Raw genomic sequence first — 18,076 nt, 5'->3', positions numbered from 1 at the left:
CGTCAGACGTCTCATTTGTTTTTCCGGCGATGCATTGACACCTCTCGCGCCGGAACCCCAGGCTGCCGCCGGTCACCCCCTGTCAGGAAACCTTCCGTGTCCCAAGCCATCGCCCGGCGCCGGCTGGCCGCGCTCGCCGCCCTGCCGTTCCTGCCCCGCGCCGCGCACGCCCAAGCGGGCGGGCAGACAGGCGGGCAGGGAGCGCAGCCGGACGGGCCGGTCACGATCATCGTTCCCTACACGGCGGGAACCGGGCCGGACATCCTGGCGCGGCTCGCCTCGCCCTGGCTGCAGCCGCGAATCGGCCAGCCCGTGGTGGTGGACAACCGCGCCGGCGCGAGCGGCCTCATCGGCACCCAGGCCGTGGCGCGCGCCGCGCCGGACGGGCGCACGTTGATGATGCAGCCCAACACCTTCGTCATGAACGCCAGCCTGTTCCAGACCGTGCCCTACGACCCGGTGAAGGGCTTCACGCCAATCGCCCTGCTGACGCGGGGCGAGCTGGCGCTCGTGGTGAACCCGGATGTGCCGGCGCGGGACGCGCGCGCCTTCGCGGATCTGGCGAAGAGCCGGCCAGGGGCGATCGACTACGCCTCTCCCGGCAACGGCACGCCGCAGCACCTGGGCATGGCCCTCTTCGCGCTGAAGGCGGGGGTGGAGCTGACCCACATCCCCTATCGCGGCTCCGCGCCCGCCATCCAGGACCTGCTGGGCAAGCGCGTGGCCGCCATGGTGCTGCCCGTGCACACGGCGCTGCCGCTGGTGGGGGCCGGGCAGATCCGGATGCTGGCCGTGGCCGGCGAGGAGCGAAGCGCGCTCGCGCCCGACGTGCCGACCTTGGCCGAGGCCGGGTTCGGCGGGGCGCAGGCCGATCTCTGGTACGGGCTGCTGGGGCCGGCGGGGCTGCCGGCGCCGATGGTGCGCGCGCTGAACGCCGCGCTGAACGCCTGGGTGGCCGAGCCCGCCACGGCGGAGGCGCTGAAGGCCCAGGGCATGATTCCCAGCCCCGCCACGCCGGAGGCCTTCGGCGCCCTGGTGGAGCGGGACTACCGCCGCTGGGCCGAGGTGATCCGCGAGGCGAAGATCACCGCGGGCTGAGCGGGACGGCCGGGCGGGGCGATCGGGTTATGCCGGCAAGTGGGGCCGCCGGGCGGGGCCGGGGTGGCGCCGGCCGGGACTTTCCGGCAAAGCTCGCCCCGGCCGCGGAGACGGAGCCTTTGACCGCCTTGGACAGTGCCGAACCGACCATCACGCCGGAGGAGATCCCGGACGGAACGCGGGAGGGGCCGCTCGCGGCCCTCTATACCCGGCCGGGCTTCCGGCTGCGCCGCGCGCACCAGATCGCGCTCTCCGTCTTCGCGGCGGAGTGCCGGGCGATGGAGGTGACGACGACGCAGTACGGCATCCTCTTTGCCCTGCGGACACGGCCCGGGGTGGACCAGATCGGCCTGGCGGGGCTGCTGGGGCTGGACCGGTCCACCACCGGGATGGTCGTGCGGCTGCTGGAAGGGCGCGGTCTGCTGGTCCGCCGCGGGGACCGGCAGGACCGGCGGCGCCGGATCCTCACCCTCACGCCCGAGGGGAGCGCGCTGCTGGACGAGATCGAGCCGGCGGCCCAGCGCTCCGTGGGCACGCTCCTCGCGCCGCTGACGGAGCGGGAGGCGGCCTCGCTCGGCCGCCTGCTGGACAAGCTGCTGACGCATCACGACCGGCAGGCGCGCGTGCCCCTGCTGCGCGGCGAGGGAAGGCCCGAGGGCGATCCTGTCTCCGGTCAGGCGCCGGGTCAGGACACGGCGGCGACGGTGCAGCGCAGGGCTTCCAGCCCCTCGATCTCCCCGAAGTAGCCCGCGCCCGCGCCGGGGATGGGCGGCATGCCGGAGAGGCTGCCGAGGGTGACGACCTCGCCCATGCCGATGCCCCGGCCCTCGCGCCGGAGCCTGGCGATCCAGGCTTCCAGCAGCGGGCCGAGGGGCGCCGCGACATGGGCCCCTGCCTCGCGCCGCGAGAGCACGGCGCCGTCCTGCAGGAGGGTGACCGCGGGCGGCATGTCGAGGGTGGTGAGCGTCCACGGCACCAGCGTGGCGCGGACGAGGGCGCCGTCATTCGCCATCGCGTCGGCGATCCGGTCCAGCGGCGTCACGTCGCCGGACATGGGGATGCGCGGCCGGACGAACTCGAAGAGCGTGGCGAGGGTGGCGAGGCCGGTGAGGTCGCCGGGGATCAGCGTCGCCACGTCGGCCGGGGAGACGGCCACGCGGAAGCGGATGGCCAGCTCCATCTCGATATAGCGCTCCGCCGGCAGGGTGATGGGGCCGGGCAGGGGATCGGTGAGGAGGCGGGAGGCGGGGATGGGGGCGGAGAAGGGCATCCCCTCCAGCCGCCCGATCTTCCAGCCGCCGATCCGCTCCCGCATCGCGAGGAGGGTCTCGTGCTGGATCGCCTCCGCCGCCGCCATCGTGGCCGGGCGCAGCGCCGGGGGCAGGCCGGGCAGGGCGGCGCCGGCGCGGGCGCGCGCGAGGAGGTCGGCCGCGGCCTGGATGGCGTTCATCGGAGGGCTCCCGTGTTGAGGCGCGCAGGAGGCCCGCTCCCGCGTCGCGCCGCAAGTCCCCGCGGCCGGGCGCCCTACTCGGCGGGAGCGGGGATGGCGCGCGGGTGCTCCCGCCGGCGCAGCCGGTCCAGCGCCAGGTAGATGACGGGGGTGGTGTAGAGGGTCAGCACCTGGGAGACGACGAGCCCGCCGATGATGGCGATGCCGAGCGGCGCCCGGATCTCGGACCCCGTGCCGGTGCCGAGCGCCAGCGGCACGGCGCCGAGCAGGGCGGCGAGCGTGGTCATCAGGATGGGGCGGAACCGTTCCCGGCAGGCGGCCAGGATGGACTCCTCGCTGCTCGCGCCGTGGCTGCGCTCGTGCTCCAGCGCGAAGTCCACCATCATGATCGCGTTCTTCTTCACGATGCCCAGAAGCAGGATTACGCCGATCAGCGCGATCACCGTCAGCGGCGTGTTCGTGACGAGCAGTGCGAGCAACGCGCCGAGCCCCGCGGTGGGCAGGGTGGAGATGATGGTGATGGGGTGGACGAAGCTCTCGTAGAGCACGCCCAGCACCACGTAGATCGCGAGGAAGGCGCCGAGGATCAGCAGCGGCATGTCCGAGGCGAAGGACTGCGCCGCCTGCGCGTTGCCGCCGAACTGCGCGCGGATGGTGGTGGGCAGGCCGACCCGGAGCTGCACCTCCTCGATCCTCGCCTGGATTTCCGCCACCTGCAGGCTCTCATCGGGGTTGAAGGAGATGGCGGCGGAGGGGAAGCCGCCCTGGTGCGCGACGGCGAGCGGTGCCGCGGCCGCGGTCACGCGCGCCACGGAGGAGAGCGGCACCTGCGTGTCCCCCGTGCCCGGCACGTAGATGCGGGTGATGTCCGGCGGCCCCTGCTGCAGGCCGGGATCGATCTCCAGCACCACCCGGTACTGGTTGCGGGCGCGGTAGATGGTGGAGACCTGCCGCTGGGCGAAGGCGTTGTTTAGCGCGGCGTTGATCTCGGTCTGCGTCACGCCGAGCCGGGAGGCGGCGGCGCGGTCCACCTCCACGCGGGTGACGAGTCCGGCGCGGTCCTGGTCGCTCGTCACGTCGTTGATGCCGGGCACCTGACGCAGGGCCTGCACCATGGTCTGCGTCCACTCCCGCAGCTCCTCGATGTCGTTGCCGAGCAGCACGTAGGAGAAGCGGCCGCTGTCCTGCCGCCCGCCGATGCGGATGTCCTCGTTCGGGCGCAGGAAGACGGCCGCGCCGGGAATGCGGCTCAGCGGGGCGCGCAGGCGGGCGACCACCTCCTCCGCCGTCACGTCCCGCTCCTCGCGCGGCTTCAGCGTGACGTACATGTTGCCGCGGTTGGAGGAGCCCTGGCCGCCGTTGCTACCGACATTGCCGCCCACGCTCTCCACCGCCGGGTCCGCCGCCACGATCTCGATCGCGCGGCGCTGCAGCTCCTCCATTCGGGCAAAGGAGGTGTCCGGCGCGGCCTGGGTGCTGCCCTGGAGGAGCCCGGTGTCCTGGGTGGGGATGAAGCCCTTCGGCACCAGGACGTAGAGCCACACCGTCAGCCCCATCAGCCCGAAGGTGGCCAGCAGCATGAGCCAGCGGAAGCGCAGCAGGACGGTGAGGCTGGCGATGTAGCCGCGGGCGGTGGCGTCCAGCGATCCCTCGAAGGCGCGGGCGAGAAGCCCGGGCGGCCTCTCCGGCCGGTCGCGCTCCATCCAGGCCGCCATCATGGGGGTGAGGGTGAGGGAGACGACGCCGGAGATGGCGACGGCCACGGCGAGCGTGACCGAGAACTCCCGGAACAAGCGCCCGATAATGCCGCCCATGGCGAGCAGCGGGATGAAGACGGCGATGAGGGAGAGGGTGATGGAGAGAACGGTGAAGCCGATCTCCCGCGCCCCCGCGAGCGCCGCCTGGATCGGGGCCAGCCCGCGCTCCCGGTGGCGGGCCATGTTCTCGATCATGACGATGGCGTCGTCCACCACGAAGCCGACGCAGATGGTGAGCGCCATGAGGGAGAGGTTGTTCAGCGAGTAGCCGATCCACCACATGACCCCGACCGTGCCGAGGAGGGAGAGCGGCACGGCGGCGCTGGCTGCCAGCACCGGCGCCCAGCGCCGCAGGAACACGGCCACCACGGCGACGACGAGGGCGATGGTGATTGCCAGTGTCAGCTCCACCTCCTCGACCGAGGCGCGGATGGTGACGGAGCGGTCGCTCACCACCTCAATGTTCACCCCGGCGGGAACCCAGTTCTGCACCTGGGGCAGCATGGCGCGCACGCCGTCCAGCACGTCGATGATGTTGGCGTCGGCCTGCTTTCTGACCATCAGCAGGATGGCCGGGCGGCCGTTGAACCAGCCCGCCTGGCGGCGGCTGCGAACGCTGTCCTCCACCCGCGCCACGTCCGAGAGGCGCACGATGGCGCCGCCCGCCGATTTCAGCACGATCTCGCGGAAGGCGTCGGCGCGGTCGATCCGGTCGTTGGTGCGGATGGCGGCGGACTGCTCCGGGCCCTCGATGAAGCCCGTGGCTGCGGTGACGTTGGCGCGGGTGATCGCGAGGCGGATCTCCTCCAGCGAGACCTGGGCCGCGGCCGCGGCCGCCGGGTCCACCGCCACGCGGACCGCGGGCTGGTCGCCGCCGCTCACCTCCACCTGCGCCACGCCCGGCACCTGCGCCAGGCGCTGCGCGACGAGGCTGTCCGCCGCGTCGTACACCGCGGGGCCGGCGAGGGTCTCGGAGCTCATCGCCAGGATCATGATCGGCGCGTCGGCCGGGTTGATCTTGCGGATGGTGGGCGGGTTGGGCAGGCCGGAAGGCAGGTCCTGCCGCGCCGCGTTCACGGCGGCCTGGACGTCCTGCGCCGCCTCCCGCTGCGTGCGGGCGAGGTCGAACTGAATGATGATGATGGCGCTGCCGAGGGAGGAGAAGGAGGTCATCTCCGTCACCCCGGGGATGGTGCCGATGCGCCGTTCCAGCGGAGCGGCAACGGTGCTCGCCATCGTCTCCGGCGCCGCGCCGGGCTGGCTGACGGTAACGACGATGGTGGGGATGTCCACCCGCGGCATGGAGGCGACGGGCAGGCGGAACAGCGCCACGAGCCCGAAGAGCGCGATCCCGACCGCCAGCAGGGCGGTCGCGATCGGCCGCGCGATGAAGGGGGCCGAGATGTTCATCCGGCCGGCCCTACTCCGCCGCGGCCGGGGCCGCGCCCGGCCCCCTCTCCGGTCCGCCCTCCGGCTTGCCGCCGAGCCTCAGCCGCACCCGCTCCAGCGCGAGGTAGACGGAGGGCGTGGTGAAGAGGGTGACGAACTGCGAGAGCACGAGCCCGCCCACGATGGAGACGCCGAGCGGCAGCCGCAGCTCCGACCCCGCGCCCTGGCCGAGCACCAGGGGCAGGGCGCCCAGCAGTGCGGCGAGCGTCGTCATGGTGATCGGGCGGAAGCGCAGCAGGGCTGCCTGCAGGATGGCCTCGCGCGGCGCCATCCCGCGCTCCCGCTGCGCCTCCAGCGCGAAGTCGATCATCATGATGGCGTTCTTCTTCACGATGCCCATCAGCAGCAGGATGCCGATGATCCCGACCACCGAAAGGTCCAGCCCGAAGAGCTCTAGCGCCAGCAGCGCGCCGATGCCGGCGGAGGGCAGGGTGGAGAGGATGGTCAGCGGGTGGACGAGGCTCTCGTAGAGCACGCCGAGGGTGATGTAGATCACCACCACCGCCGCGAGGATCAGCCAGGGCTGGCTCTGGAGCGAGGCGTTGAACTCCGCCGCGTCCCCCGCGAAACGGCCGGTGATGGTGGGGGGCACGCCGAGGTCGCGCAGCACACCCTGCACTGCCTCCACCGCGTCGCCGAGCGAGACGTCGTCGGCCAGGTTGAAGGAGTAGGTCACGGCGGGGAACTGGTTCTCCCGCGTGACCTGCAGCGGCCCGTTCGTCCGCCCCACCCGCGCCACCTCCGCCAGCGGCACCACGCTCGCGGTGCCGTCCGTGCTGCCGGCCACCCGGATCAGGCCGAGCTTCGTGGGATCGGACAGGAAGTCGTCCGAGGCCTCCAGGATCACGCGGTACTGGTTGTTCTGGGCGTAGATGGTGGAGATCTGGCGCTGGCCGAAGGCGTCGTAGAGCGCGTCGTCGATCGCCTGCATTGTCACGCCCAGCCGGCCGGCGCGGGCGCGGTCCACCTCCACGCTGATCTGGAGCCCCTGCTGCTGCTGGTCGCTGGAGAGGTCCAGCAGCTGCGGCAGGTTCCGCAGGGCGGCCAGGATGCGGGGCGACCATGTGGCGAGCTCCGCCGCGTCCGCGTCCACGATCGTGAACTGGTACTGGGTGGTGCTGGCCCGCGCGCCGATCTGGATGTCCTGCACGGCGAGCGGATAGGATACGATGCCCGCCACCCCGGCCAGGCGCGGGGCCATGCGGGCGATGATCTCCTGCGCCGTCTCGTCCCGCTCCTCCCGCGGGCGCAGCACGGCGGTGATGCGGCCGCCGTTCAGCGTGGCGTTCACCGTGCCCGCGCCGACGACGGAGGTCACGGCCTCTACTGCCGGGTCGGCGCGCACGATCTCCGCCACCTGGGCCTGCAGGGCGGACATGCGCGCGAAGGAGACGTCGCCCGGCGCCTCGGTGGCGACCTGGATCAGGCCGGTGTCCTGGGCGGGCAGGAAGCCTTTGGGGATGACCACGTAGAGCCAGCCGGTGAGCGCGACGGTGCCGAGCGCGACGAGGAGCGTCAGCGCCTCGAAGCGCAGGGTGACTCGGAGCGCGCGCTCGTAAAGGTGGAGCAGCCCGTCGAAGACCCGGTCCGCGCCGCGGGACAGGGCGTTCTTCTTCCCGTGCGCCGGGCGCAGCAGCAGGGCGCACATCATCGGCGTGAGGGTGAGGGAGATCACCATGGAGACGAGGACGGTGGCCGTCAGCGTCTGCGCGAATTCCCGGAACAGCCGCCCGACCACGCCCTCCATGAACAGGAGGGGGATGAAGACCGCGATGAGGGAGACAGTGAGGGAGACGATGGTGAAGGCGATGGTCCGCGCGCCCTCATACGCGGCGGCCAGCGGCTCCATCCCCTCCTCGATGTGGCGCACGATGTTCTCGATCATCACGATGGCGTCGTCCACGACGAAGCCGGTGGCGATGACGAGCGCCATGAGGGAGAGGTTGTCGAGGGAGAAGCCCAGCCAGTCCATCACTGCGAAGGTGCCGATGATGGAGAGCGGCAGGGAGACGGCCGGGACGATCATGGCGCGGCCGGAGTGCAGGAAGAAGTAGATCACGGCCACGACGAGGAAGGTGGAGAGCACGAGGGTGAGCTCCACCTCGTGCACCGAGGCCTTGATCGTCTCCGTCCGGTCCGACACCACGGCCATGCGGATGCCGGCGGGCAGGCCGCGCTCCAGCACGGGAAGCTGGGAGCGGATGCGGGCCACCGTGTCCACGATGTTGGCGCCGGGCTGGCGCTGCACGTCCAGGATCACGGCGGGGCGGCCATTGTACCAGGCGGCGTTGCGGTCGTTCTCCAGCCCCTCCTGCGCGGTGCCGAGGTCGCGCAGGAAGATCGGCGCCCCCTCGCGATAGGCCACGATGATGTCGGCGAACTGCGACGGCGCCGTGATCTGGTCGTTCGCCATGATGGTGGAGGCCTGGCGCGCCCCGTCCAGCGATCCCTTCGGGGTATTGGCGTTGGCCGCCGTCACGGCCGTGCGGATATCGGCCATGGAGAGGCCGTAGGCCGCGAGCCGCGCCGGGTCGATCCGCAGCCGCACGGCGGGGCGCATGTTGCCCTGCACGGTCACGCGGCCCACGCCGGCGGACTGCGAGAGCTTTTGCGCCAGCAGCGTGTCCGCCGTGTCGGACAGGCGGGCGATGGGCAGGGTGTCGCTCGTCAGGGCCAGGGTGATGATGGGCGGGTCCGCCGGGTTCACCTTCGCGTAGGTCGGCGGGTAGGGGAGGGTGGAGGGCAGGGTGCCCCTCGCGGCGTCCAGCGCGGATTGCGTGTCCTGCGCCGCCTCGTCGATGTCCTTGTCCAGCGCGAACTGCAGCGCGATGCGGCTGGTGCCCGGCCCAGAGGAGGAGGTCATCACGGAGACTCCCGCGATCTGACCGAGCTGCCGTTCCAGCGGCGCCGTGACCAGCAGCGCCACCGTGTCCGGCGATGCGCCGGGAAGCTGGGTGGAGACCTCGATGGTCGGGAACTCCACCTCTGGCAAGGAGGAGACGGGCAGCTTCAGGTAGCCCCACAGCCCCACCAGCAGCACGGCGATGGAGAGCAGCGTCGTCGCCACCGGCCGCGCGATGAAGGGGGCGGAGATGTTCAATTCGCGCTCTCCCGCGCCTCGGCAGTGCGCCGCGGGCGGCCTCCGGGCTGCCGGGCCGGCGCGTTCTCCTCCTGCAGCGCCACCGTGGTGCCGTTGGAGAGGCGCAGCCCGCCGGAGGTCACCACCCGCTCCCCGGGCTGGATGCCGGACTGCACCACGGCGTCGGCCATCGTGGTCTGTCCGATCGTCACGGGGCGCTGCTCCACCGTGCGGTCCTCCTTCACCACGAAGGCGTAGCTGCCCTCCGGCCCGCGCTGCACGGAGACGAGGGGCACGACCACGGCCTGGGGCACCACCTCGATCCGCAGCCGCAGGTTCACGAAGGCGCCGGGCCACAGGGCGCGGTCCTCGTTCGGGAAGGTCGCCTTCGCCTTGATGGTGCCCGTGGCGGAATCCACGGTGTTGTCGATGGTCAGCAGCGTGCCGCGCGCGACCGGCTGGTTACCGCCGGAGGAGGAACTCGGACCCGGCAGCGTCTCCACGGGAACGGCGCCCGCGGCCAGCGCGCGGGTCAGCCGCGGCAGCTCCTGCTGGGGCAGGGTGAAGGTGACGCTGATCGGCGCCATCTGCGTCACCGTGACGATGCCGTTGGTGTCGGAGGAGCGGACGAGGTTGCCCGGGTCCACCTGCCGGATGCCCACCCGCCCGGCGAAGGGCGCGCGGATGGTGGCGAAGCCGAGCTGGGTGCGCGCCTGGGCGATGGCGGCGTCGTCCTGCTGCACCTGGGCCTCCAGCATGGCCACCTGGGCGCGCTGCGTGTCCAGCTGCTGCTGCGTGGCGCCGGAGGCGCGGACCAGCCCCTGGTAGCGGGTGAGGTCCACGCGGGCATTCGCCAGCTGCGCCTGGTCGTAGGCCTTCTTGCCCTCGGCCTGCTGCAAGGCCGCCCGCGCGGTGCGATCGTCCACCCGGGCCAGCAGCTCGCCCTCAGCCACCTCCTGGCCCTCGCGGAAGTTCACTTCCATCAGCTGGCCGTCCAGCTGGGTGCGGACCACCACGCTCTGCAGCGGCACCACGGTGCCCAGCGCGTCCACCGTCAGGGCCACGTCGCGCCGCGCGGCCTCGACCGCCGTGACGGGAATGGCGGTGCCACCGCCCGGGCCGCCAGGGCGGCGCGGGCGGTTGCCACCTGCGCCGCCACCCTCGCGCCGCGCGCCCGGGCCCTGCGGATTGGTCCCCCCCTGCGGGCCCTGGGCCTGCATCTGGTCGCGTGCCGCGGAGGGGTCCTGCGGCCCGTTCCGGTCCTGCCACCAGCGCCACCCGTACCAGCCGCCCCCGGCGAGGAGGACGAGGACGAGGAGCCAAACGAAAGCGCGCCTCATCGGGCAACCTCCAAAACGGCGGGGGACGGAGCCCTGGCGGCATCGGCGCCCCAGCCGCCGCCCAGGGCGCGGAACAGGCCCACCGCGGCCTGGAGCCGGTTGCGCCGGCCCGTCGAGAGATTACGCCGGGCGGAGAAGAGCGTTGTCTGCGTGCTCAGAAGGGTGATCAGGTTGATGACCCCGCCGCGCAGCTGCTCCTCGGCGATGTTGTAGGCGCGGGCGGCGCGGCGCTCGGCCTCCGCCAGCAGCGTCTCCTGCTCCGTCGTCTCCCGCAGGGCGGCCAGGGCGCTCTCCACGTCCGCCAGGGCGTTCAGGATCGTCTGGCGGTAGATGATGACCAGCTCCTCCTGCTGCGCGCGGGCCAGCTCCACCCGGCCGCGCAGCCCGCCATTGTCGAAGATCGTCTGCGCGAGGTTGGCGGCAAGGGTGTAGAACTGGGCTTCCGGCCGCAGCAGCGTCCCGATCAGGGCGGAGGTGAAGCCGCCCTGGGCCGAGAGGACGATGGAGGGCAGCAGCGCCGCGCGCGCCGCCGCCGTGTTGGCGCCGGCGGAGGCGAGGCTCGCCTCGGCCTGCAACACGTCCGGCCGCCGCGCGAGCAGGGCGGAAGGAAGGCCAGGGGAGGGGGAGGGCACGTCCAGCCCCTCGAAGCCCTCGCCCAGAACCTCCAGCTGCACCGGCGCCAGCCCCACCAGCACGGCGAGGGTGGCGACGTTCTGGGACACGGCCTGCCGCAGGGGCGGCACGGCGGCCTCCTGCTGGGCCACCACCGTCTCCTGCTGCGCGAGGTCCAGGCCGGTCGCGGTGCCGGCCGCCACCTGTTGGCGGATGACGTTCAGCACCCGCCGGGCGGCGCCCAGGTTCGCCTCCTGGATGCGCAAGGCGTTCCGCGCCTCCAGGATGGTGAAATAGGTGTTGGCGACCGAGGCCTCGGCCGTGATCAGCGCCGTGCCGAGCGCGTAGCGGGCGGCCACGGCCGAGAGGCGGGCGGATTCGTAGGTGTTCCGGTTCAGCCCCCAGACATCCAGCTCGTAGGAGGCGGCGAGGCCGATGTCGTAGGCGGTGGCGGAGGGATTGCCGGACCCGGTCTGGCTGCGCCGCGCGTTCCCGCTGGTGGTGACGGTGGGCAGCAGGGTGGAGCCGGCGATGCGGGCCGATGCTTCGGCCTGCCGCACCCGCGCGGTGGCCGCGGCCAGGTCCAGGTTCTCGGAGGCGATGCGGCGCATCAGCCGGTCCAGCTCCACGGAGCCGAAGCCGCGCCACCAGTTCGGGTCCGGCCAGGCGGCGGACGCCTCGGCCTCCCGGAAGCGGTCCGGCCCGCGCTCGATCGCGGGGATGGCGTCCGGGCGCAGGGCGCAGCCCGCCGGGGCCAGGCCGAGCAGGGCGCCCAGCACAAGCCGGCCGGCCTCCCGTCGCGTCGGCGCGAGGGGGGTGACAAGGGGAATCGTATCTCGCACGGCATCCTTCTACGGGCGATACTTTCGGCGTCCCATGCCCTGTTACACATCGGCACCACCCGCCCGGAAGCGACATAGCCCCCGCTCGCGGCGGGAAGATGGCCGCGCGCGACACGTTGCTACGGTCCTCGCCGCGCTGCTCGGGCTGGCCGGATGCGCCCTCGGCCGATCCGGGGAGGAGGTTCTTTCGGTGCCCGTCCTCGCGGCAGATGGTAGCGCGCGCACCATCCCCGCCCGGCTCTGCCGCCCGGAGGGGACCGGGCCCGTGCGCCTCGTCGTCGTCAACCACGGCTCGCCGGGGGAGGGGGCGGCGGCGCGGACGCGCTACGGGCTGCTGCCCTGCAGTTCCGCCATGGCCCGGCACTTCCTGGCGCAGGGCGAGGCGGTGCTGGCGCCGCTGCGCCGGGGCTACGGCCCGGCCGGTGGCGCCTGGGCGGAAGGGTATGGCGGCTGCGAGGACCCCGATTATGCGCGCGCCGCCGCGGAGACCGGGCGGGACATCCGCGCCGCGGTCGCCCATGCGCGCGGGCTGCCGGGCATCCGGCCGGACGGGATCGCGGTGATCGGCCAGTCCGCCGGGGGGTGGGGCGTGCTGGGGCTGGCCGCCGATCCGCCGCCGGGTGTTGCTTCCCTCATCGCCGTCGCGCCCGGCCGGGGCGGGCGCCGGGATGACCGGCCGAACGAGAACTGCGCTCCCGACCGGCTGGTGGCGGATGCCGGGCGGCTGGCCACCGGATCGGCCGGTGGGAAGCCTGCCGGCCGGGCCATTCATGGGTCGGGCGGAGGGCTGCCGGTGCTCTGGCTGCACACGCCGAACGACAGCTTTTTCGCGGTCGACCTCGTACGGGCCATGCACCGCGCCTTCTCGGCCGCCGGGGGACGGGCAACGCTAACGGAGCTGCCGGCCTGGGGGGCGGACGGCCATGGCATGTTCTATGGGGCGGGCGGCGCGGCCGCCTGGGGGCCGGCGATCGACGCCTGGCTTGACGCGCATCGCTGAGAAGGGCGTTGCATCCGGCGCGCGCCGCGCGCACCTGTTGCGCCATGACCGATGAATCGCTGCCGGAAGGCACCCCCCCGGGAGTCAAAGAGAAGCTCGTTCGCACGAAGGAGCGGTGGGCGGAGGAGGGGCGCCTCCTCACCGGCACCACGGCGGACCCGGCCCGGGACCGGCTGCCGCCCGGCCAGCGGCTGGTGACGGACTGGCCGGTGCTGGATCTCGGCATCCAGCCGACGGTGTCGGAGGCGCAGGCGCGGCTGGACATCGACGGGCTGGTGGAGAACCCGCTCTCCCTCTCCTGGGCGGACCTGATGGCGTTGCCGCAGCGGGAGTGGCGGAACGACATCCACTGCGTCACCCAGTGGTCCCGCTACGACAATGACTGGCGGGGCATCTCCATCTCGGACCTGCTGGCCCTGGCGCGCCCGAAGGCCGAGGCGGGCTTCGTGACGATGGAATCGCATGACGGCTACACCACGAACCTGCCGCTGCCCGACCTCGACCGGCCGGAGAACCTTCTGGCGACCCATTGGGACGGCCAGCCGCTGACCCGCCAGCACGGTGGCCCGCTGCGGCTGGTGGTGCCGCACCTCTACTTCTGGAAGAGCCCGAAGTGGATCCGGCGGATCAGCCTGATCCCCCATGACAAGCTCGGCTTCTGGGAGGTGCGCGGCTACCACGAGCGCGGCGACCCCTGGATGGAGGAGCGGTACGCCTGAGTTGCCCGATGGCACGGTGGGCGAGGCGGATACCCTCGTCGCCATCGGCGCCAACCTGCCGGGAGCGGACGGCGCCGCACCGCTCGCCACCTGCCGGGCGGCCGCGGCGGCGCTGGACGGTCTGCTCGGCCTCTCCCTCGTCGGCATCTCCGGCTGGTGGGAGACGGCGCCGGAGCCGCCGGCCCCGGGAAGCCCCTGGTACGTGAACGGGGTGGCGCGGCTACGGGGGGGTGCCGACCCGGCCGCCCTCCTGGCCGCGCTGCAGGGCATCGAGGCGGCGCATGGCCGGGTGCGGCCCTATCCCAACGCGCCCCGCACGCTGGACCTGGACATCATCGCCATGGGCCGTCTGGTCCGGGCCGTGCCGGACCCGGTGCTGCCCCATCCCCGGGCGCATCTGCGCCGCTTCGTGCTGGAACCTTTGGCGCAGGTCTGGTCGGGCTGGACGCATCCGGCCAGCGGCCTTAGCGTCCCCGCGATGCTGTCGGAACTGCCTCCCGCCCCCATGCGACCCTTGGGGTAGGGCGGGCGAAGGCTTGCCTTCGCGCGGCCGGGGCCCTATCTGGACCATTCGCCCGCCCACAGATTCCGAGGTTCGCCATGGCCCGCGTCACGGTCGAGGACTGCATCCTCCAGGTTCCCAACCGGTTCGACCTGGTCCTTCTCGCCGCCCAGCGCGCCCGCGCCATCTCCCGCGGGGACGAGCTGACGGTGGACCGCGACAACGACAAGAACCCCGTCATCGCCCTGCGCGAGATCGCCGAGCAGACGGTGGAGCTGGACGGGCTGGAGCAGGACATCGTGAAGTCCCTGCTGCGGGCGCCGGAGCCGGAGCCGGTGGAGGAGGAGGTCATCGACCTCATCGCCACCGACGAGAACATCTTCGGCGTGATGGACGTGAACGAGGAGACCGCGGCCGAGGCCGGCATGCAGGTCGAGGATATGTCCGGCGACGACCTCGAGGCCGCGATCGCGGCCGAGCTGGGCGGCCGCCGCTGACCCCCGGACAGGACCGAACCACCGCATGACAGACGGCGCCGGGATCTCCAGACCTCCCGGTGCCGCCACGGCCCCCCTCCGCGCGCCGGAGGGGGTGGCCTCCTCCGCCCCTGCGTCCGTCGCGATCGGGCGGCCGCCGGATGGGGACCTGCTGGGCGACGCTGGCCTGGGGCCCGATCCCGGCCACGCCCTGGCCGAGCTGGTCACGGGCTACGATCCCCGCGCGGACGGCGCGATGATCGAGCGGGCCTACCGCGTGGCGGAGCGGGCCCACAGCGCGCAGAAGCGCGACAACGGCGACCCCTATATCGGCCACCCCGTCGCCGTCGCCGGCATCCTGGCCGGCTACCGGCTGGACGCGGCCACGATCGCCACCGCCCTGCTGCACGACACGGTGGAGGATACCGGCCTCACCCTGGCCGATCTCTCCCGCGACTTCGGGCCGGAGATCGCCAAGCTTGTGGACGGCGTGACGAAGCTGACCCGGCTGGAGCTGCAGTCCGAGCGGACGAAGCAGGCCGAAAACTTCCGCAAGCTGGTCCTGGCGATGAGCGAGGACATCCGCGTGCTGCTGGTGAAGCTGGCGGACCGCACGCACAACATGCGCACCCTCCACTTCGTGCCGCAGCAGCACCGCCGCCAGAAGACCGCGCGCGAGACGATGGAGATCTACGCGCCGCTGGCCGAGCGCATCGGCATGCAGGCCGTGAAGGACGAGCTGGAGGACCGCTCGTTCCGCGAGCTCCAGCCGGACGCCGCCCAGACCATCCACGCCCGCCTGGCCTTCCTGCGCGGGCAGGGCGCCGACCTGATCGAGGAGATCAAGGAGGACATCCGCCGCCGCCTGCGCGACGCGGAGGTGCCGGTGATCGACATCCAGGGGCGGGAGAAGTCGGCCTACGGCATCTGGCTGAAGATGCACTCCAAGAAGGTGGAGTTCGAGCAGCTCTCGGACATCATGGCCTTCCGCATCGTGACCGACGACAAGGCGAACTGCTACGCGGCGCTCGGCGCCGTCCACTCCGCCTATCGCGTGGTGCCCGGCCGGTTCAAGGACTACATCTCCACCCCCAAGCCCAACGGCTACCAGTCCCTGCACACGGGCGTGACGGTGCCGGAGCGCCGGAACGCCAAGATCGAGGTGCAGATCCGCACGCCGGAGATGCACGAGGTGGCGGAGTTCGGCGTCGCCGCCCACTGGATCTACAAGCAGGGCCCGGACGGCGTGGTGAACGCGGCGCGGGACCGCAAGCGCTTCCCCTGGGTGAAGGACCTGCTGGAGATCCTGGAGACCGCCGGCGAGGCGCAGGACTTCCTGGAGAACACGAAGCTCGCCCTGCACCAGGACCAGGTCTTCTGCTTCACGCCGAAGGGCGACCTGATCGCCCTACCGCGCGGGGCGACGCCGGTGGACTTCGCCTATCAGGTCCATTCCCAGGTGGGCGATTCCACGGTGGGCGCGAAGATCAACGGCCGCATCGTGCCGCTGCGCTACCAGCTGGAGAACGGCGACCAGGTCGAGATCATCACCGCCCGCGGCGGCACGCCCAACCCGGCCTGGGAGCGCTTCGTCGTCACCGGCAAGGCGCGCGCCCGGATCCGCCGCACCGTGCTGGCCCGCCAGAGGGAGGAGAGCCGGGAGAACGGCCGCCAGGCCATCGCCCGCGCCTTCCGACAGGAGGGGCTCGACTTCTCCGAGCGGACCGCCGAGCCCGCCGTGCGCGCGCTGAAGCAGCCGGGCTTCGAGGAGCTCTGCATCGCCGTCGGCAACGGCAACGTCACGGCGCGGGACGTGCTGCACGCCGCCGTGCCAGAATTGCGCGGCGCGGCCCGCCCGGCCGTTTCCGGCATCGAGGCCCTGGCGCTCACCCGCGCCCGCGGCAAGCCGGGCGCCACCGTGCCCTACTCCCGCGGCGCGGGCGGACGGGAGGTGGCGCACGGCATCACCGGCCTCGTCTCCGGCATGGAGGTCCACTTCGCGAATTGCTGCCACCCCGTGCCGGGGGACCGGATCGTCGGCATCATCTCCACCGGCCGCGGGGTGACGGTGCACAAGCAGGGCTGCCACACGCTGGAGGCCTTCTCCGCCACGCCGGAGCGCTTCATCGACGTGGACTGGGACGGCGGGCCCGGGGCTGCGGGGGAGCACGTGGCGCGGCTCTCCGTCGTCACCTCCAACGAGGGGCCGGCGATCGCGGGCATGACGACGGCAATTGCCAAGCAGGAGGCGCGGATCCAGTCCCTGCGCTTCCTCCACCGGGCGGCAGACTTCGCGGAGCTGAACGTGGACCTGGAGGTGAAGGACCTGCGCCACCTCTCCAGCGTCATCGCGGCGCTGCGGGCGCTGCCGGGGATCGAGCAGGTGGAGCGGGCAAAGGCGTGATACTCGGCAGATGATCCTGGGCCTGGGCAACGACATGGTGGACATCCGCCGGATCGAGCGGACCATTGAGCGGCACGGGGAGCGCTTCCTCTCCCGCATCTTCACGGATCTGGAGCGCGCCAAGGCGGAGCGGCGCGGCCTGACCCGCGTGTCCACCTACGCCAAGCGCTTCGCGGCGAAGGAGGCGGCCTCCAAGGCGCTCGGCACCGGGTTCCGGGCCGGGGTGTTCTGGCGCGACCTCGGGGTGGTGAACCTGCCCTCCGGCCAGCCGACGCTGCGGATGACGGGCGGGGCGGCGGAAAGGCTGGCGGCGATGACGCCGCCGGGGCACGCGGCCCAGGTCTCGCTGACGATGACGGACGAGTACCCCTATGCGGAGGCGGTCGTCATCATCTCCGCCGTGCCGTCAGTTCCCGGCTGACATCATATCGGCCCCGGCACTTACCACCTCGGCATAGTCCAGGGCTGGCGCCTCCCCCACCCCAGCCTCGCGGGCACGCCGGACGCGGCCCACGTACCGGGCGGCCGCAGCCGCGCCGGGCCTTTCATCCCCGGCCACCTCCGGGTCTCCGAGGAAGTGGTAGAAGATCAGCGCTGCGGCACGGATCGCGAAGCAGGTGTTCGACAGGGCCTCGATCACCGACCCGCCTTCGGGCAGCGGGAACGGGTTGATGCCCTCCATCCCGGACGGCAGCCTCCGCAGCGTCGAGGGGCGTATCTGGCCGGGACCGAGGCTGATGTCAGGCACTCGGCCCGTGAGGCGCAAGGCGAGAGCGGCGTAGCGCAGTTCTACCCATCGCTGCGCGAAGTTCCTGTTCGCCCGCTCCGTCGCGACCGCCGCCAGGGCGAGCCGGGCCGCCTGGGCGGCGCGCTCCCTCAGCTCCTCTGGGGAAGGACGAGAGCTCTCGGTGCTGTCCTGGGCCGGCTCCTCCTGCGGCGGCGTCTGGACCGCCTCGGAAAGGGGCAGGCTGGCGCAGGCGAGGGGCGCCGGAGCCGGCTCCATGCTGTACTCCACCTGCAGGGGCAGGCCGGGCAATGGGAACCGCCTCGCGGTCGCGCTCGCCATGAACCCGGACCGGAGAAGGATATTCGCCGCCACCCGGTCCTGGACGGAGGCGACCCGCAGATCGTACGATACCTCGTTCTCGAGGGTCTCTTCCTCTGACGAGCCGATCAGCGACAGGTCGGCGGGCCGGATCGGGTTGCTCTCCCGGCGGACCAGCACCCGCCGGGCCTCTCCGCTTCGGCCTTCGGTCTGTACCCATCCCCGATCCGCGATCTCGACGTCCCGGAACTCCAGGTTGGGGACGAGCAGCGTCAGGAGCACGGCGCCCGCCGCGCCGGTCCA

The 18,076-nt window shown here is 72.5% G+C and carries 13 protein-coding genes and 1 pseudogene; 8 read left to right on the top strand and 6 right to left on the bottom strand.

Annotated elements, in window-relative coordinates:
• Positions 1-96 precede the first annotated feature (96 nt).
• Together VQH23_RS23135 and VQH23_RS23130 are read left to right on the top strand one after the other, a co-directional pair.
• Positions 97-1,098: a tripartite tricarboxylate transporter substrate binding protein gene (locus VQH23_RS23135; RefSeq protein ID WP_338663021.1), complete on the top strand. Its 1,002-nt coding sequence runs from the start codon at positions 97-99 to the stop codon at positions 1,096-1,098.
• Between the two features lie 128 nt (positions 1,099-1,226).
• Positions 1,227-1,844, top strand: a complete 618-nt coding sequence (locus VQH23_RS23130; RefSeq protein WP_338663020.1) for a MarR family winged helix-turn-helix transcriptional regulator — start codon at positions 1,227-1,229, stop codon at positions 1,842-1,844.
• Here the strand turns inward: VQH23_RS23130 and VQH23_RS23125 are convergent.
• The 5 genes and pseudogenes from VQH23_RS23125 to VQH23_RS23105 all read right to left on the bottom strand — a co-directional run bounded on the left by VQH23_RS23125 (position 1,784) and on the right by VQH23_RS23105 (position 11,627).
• On the bottom strand, positions 1,784-2,548 hold the full coding sequence (locus tag VQH23_RS23125) for a hypothetical protein (RefSeq protein ID WP_338663019.1): 765 nt from the start codon (positions 2,546-2,548) through the stop codon (positions 1,784-1,786). The genes VQH23_RS23130 and VQH23_RS23125 overlap by 61 nt on opposite strands.
• 74 nt (positions 2,549-2,622) lie before the next feature.
• A pseudogene (locus VQH23_RS23120) lies at positions 2,623-5,715 on the bottom strand (efflux RND transporter permease subunit); the annotation flags it as partial.
• A 10-nt stretch (positions 5,716-5,725) separates the two neighbouring features.
• Positions 5,726-8,854, bottom strand: a complete 3,129-nt coding sequence (locus VQH23_RS23115) for an efflux RND transporter permease subunit (RefSeq protein WP_338663017.1) — start codon at positions 8,852-8,854, stop codon at positions 5,726-5,728.
• Positions 8,851-10,173, bottom strand: a complete 1,323-nt coding sequence (locus VQH23_RS23110; RefSeq protein WP_338663016.1) for an efflux RND transporter periplasmic adaptor subunit — start codon at positions 10,171-10,173, stop codon at positions 8,851-8,853. Before VQH23_RS23110 ends, VQH23_RS23115 begins: the two co-directional genes overlap by 4 nt.
• Positions 10,170-11,627: an efflux transporter outer membrane subunit gene (locus VQH23_RS23105; RefSeq protein ID WP_338663015.1), complete on the bottom strand. Its 1,458-nt coding sequence runs from the start codon at positions 11,625-11,627 to the stop codon at positions 10,170-10,172. The genes VQH23_RS23110 and VQH23_RS23105 overlap by 4 nt, the downstream gene beginning before the upstream one ends.
• Positions 11,628-11,817: 190 nt before the next feature.
• Here VQH23_RS23105 and VQH23_RS23100 point away from each other — a divergent pair, with 190 nt between their 5' ends.
• The 6 genes from VQH23_RS23100 (at position 11,818) to acpS (ending at position 17,149) form a co-directional block, all read left to right on the top strand.
• Positions 11,818-12,627: a hypothetical protein gene (locus VQH23_RS23100; protein ID WP_338663014.1), complete on the top strand. Its 810-nt coding sequence runs from the start codon at positions 11,818-11,820 to the stop codon at positions 12,625-12,627.
• A gap of 44 nt (positions 12,628-12,671) precedes the next feature.
• On the top strand, positions 12,672-13,346 hold the full coding sequence (locus tag VQH23_RS23095) for a sulfite oxidase-like oxidoreductase (RefSeq protein ID WP_338663013.1): 675 nt from the start codon (positions 12,672-12,674) through the stop codon (positions 13,344-13,346).
• A 1-nt stretch (position 13,347) separates the two neighbouring features.
• Positions 13,348-13,869, top strand: a complete 522-nt coding sequence (folK, locus tag VQH23_RS23090) for a 2-amino-4-hydroxy-6-hydroxymethyldihydropteridine diphosphokinase (protein ID WP_338663012.1) — start codon at positions 13,348-13,350, stop codon at positions 13,867-13,869.
• A 77-nt stretch (positions 13,870-13,946) separates the two neighbouring features.
• On the top strand, positions 13,947-14,345 hold the full coding sequence (rpoZ, locus tag VQH23_RS23085; RefSeq protein WP_257714155.1) for a DNA-directed RNA polymerase subunit omega: 399 nt from the start codon (positions 13,947-13,949) through the stop codon (positions 14,343-14,345).
• 25 nt (positions 14,346-14,370) lie between these two features.
• Positions 14,371-16,728, top strand: a complete 2,358-nt coding sequence (locus VQH23_RS23080) for a bifunctional (p)ppGpp synthetase/guanosine-3',5'-bis(diphosphate) 3'-pyrophosphohydrolase (RefSeq protein ID WP_338663011.1) — start codon at positions 14,371-14,373, stop codon at positions 16,726-16,728.
• A 10-nt stretch (positions 16,729-16,738) separates the two neighbouring features.
• Complete coding sequence (gene acpS / locus VQH23_RS23075; protein WP_338663010.1) at positions 16,739-17,149, top strand: holo-ACP synthase; 411 nt, start codon at positions 16,739-16,741, stop codon at positions 17,147-17,149.
• On the opposite strand, the gene VQH23_RS23070 is transcribed toward acpS, so the two are convergent.
• Positions 17,135-18,055, bottom strand: a complete 921-nt coding sequence (locus VQH23_RS23070) for a hypothetical protein (protein ID WP_338663009.1) — start codon at positions 18,053-18,055, stop codon at positions 17,135-17,137. The genes acpS and VQH23_RS23070 overlap by 15 nt on opposite strands.
• Positions 18,056-18,076 lie beyond the last annotated feature (21 nt).

This window comes from Pararoseomonas sp. SCSIO 73927 (genome assembly GCF_037040815.1).
Taxonomy (GTDB): Bacteria; Pseudomonadota; Alphaproteobacteria; order Acetobacterales; family Acetobacteraceae; genus Roseomonas.
This window is presented reverse-complemented; position numbering and strand designations above follow the sequence as displayed.

Coding starts and splice junctions, on each gene's coding strand:
- VQH23_RS23125 (WP_338663019.1), bottom strand. CDS start 2,548: ATGAACGCCATCCAGGCCGCGGCCGACCTCCTCGCGCGCGCCCGCGCC.
- VQH23_RS23110 (WP_338663016.1), bottom strand. CDS start 10,173: ATGAGGCGCGCTTTCGTTTGGCTCCTCGTCCTCGTCCTCCTCGCCGGG.
- VQH23_RS23095 (WP_338663013.1), top strand. CDS start 12,672: ATGACCGATGAATCGCTGCCGGAAGGCACCCCCCCGGGAGTCAAAGAG.
- rpoZ (WP_257714155.1), top strand. CDS start 13,947: ATGGCCCGCGTCACGGTCGAGGACTGCATCCTCCAGGTTCCCAACCGG.
- VQH23_RS23080 (WP_338663011.1), top strand. CDS start 14,371: ATGACAGACGGCGCCGGGATCTCCAGACCTCCCGGTGCCGCCACGGCC.
- acpS (WP_338663010.1), top strand. CDS start 16,739: ATGATCCTGGGCCTGGGCAACGACATGGTGGACATCCGCCGGATCGAG.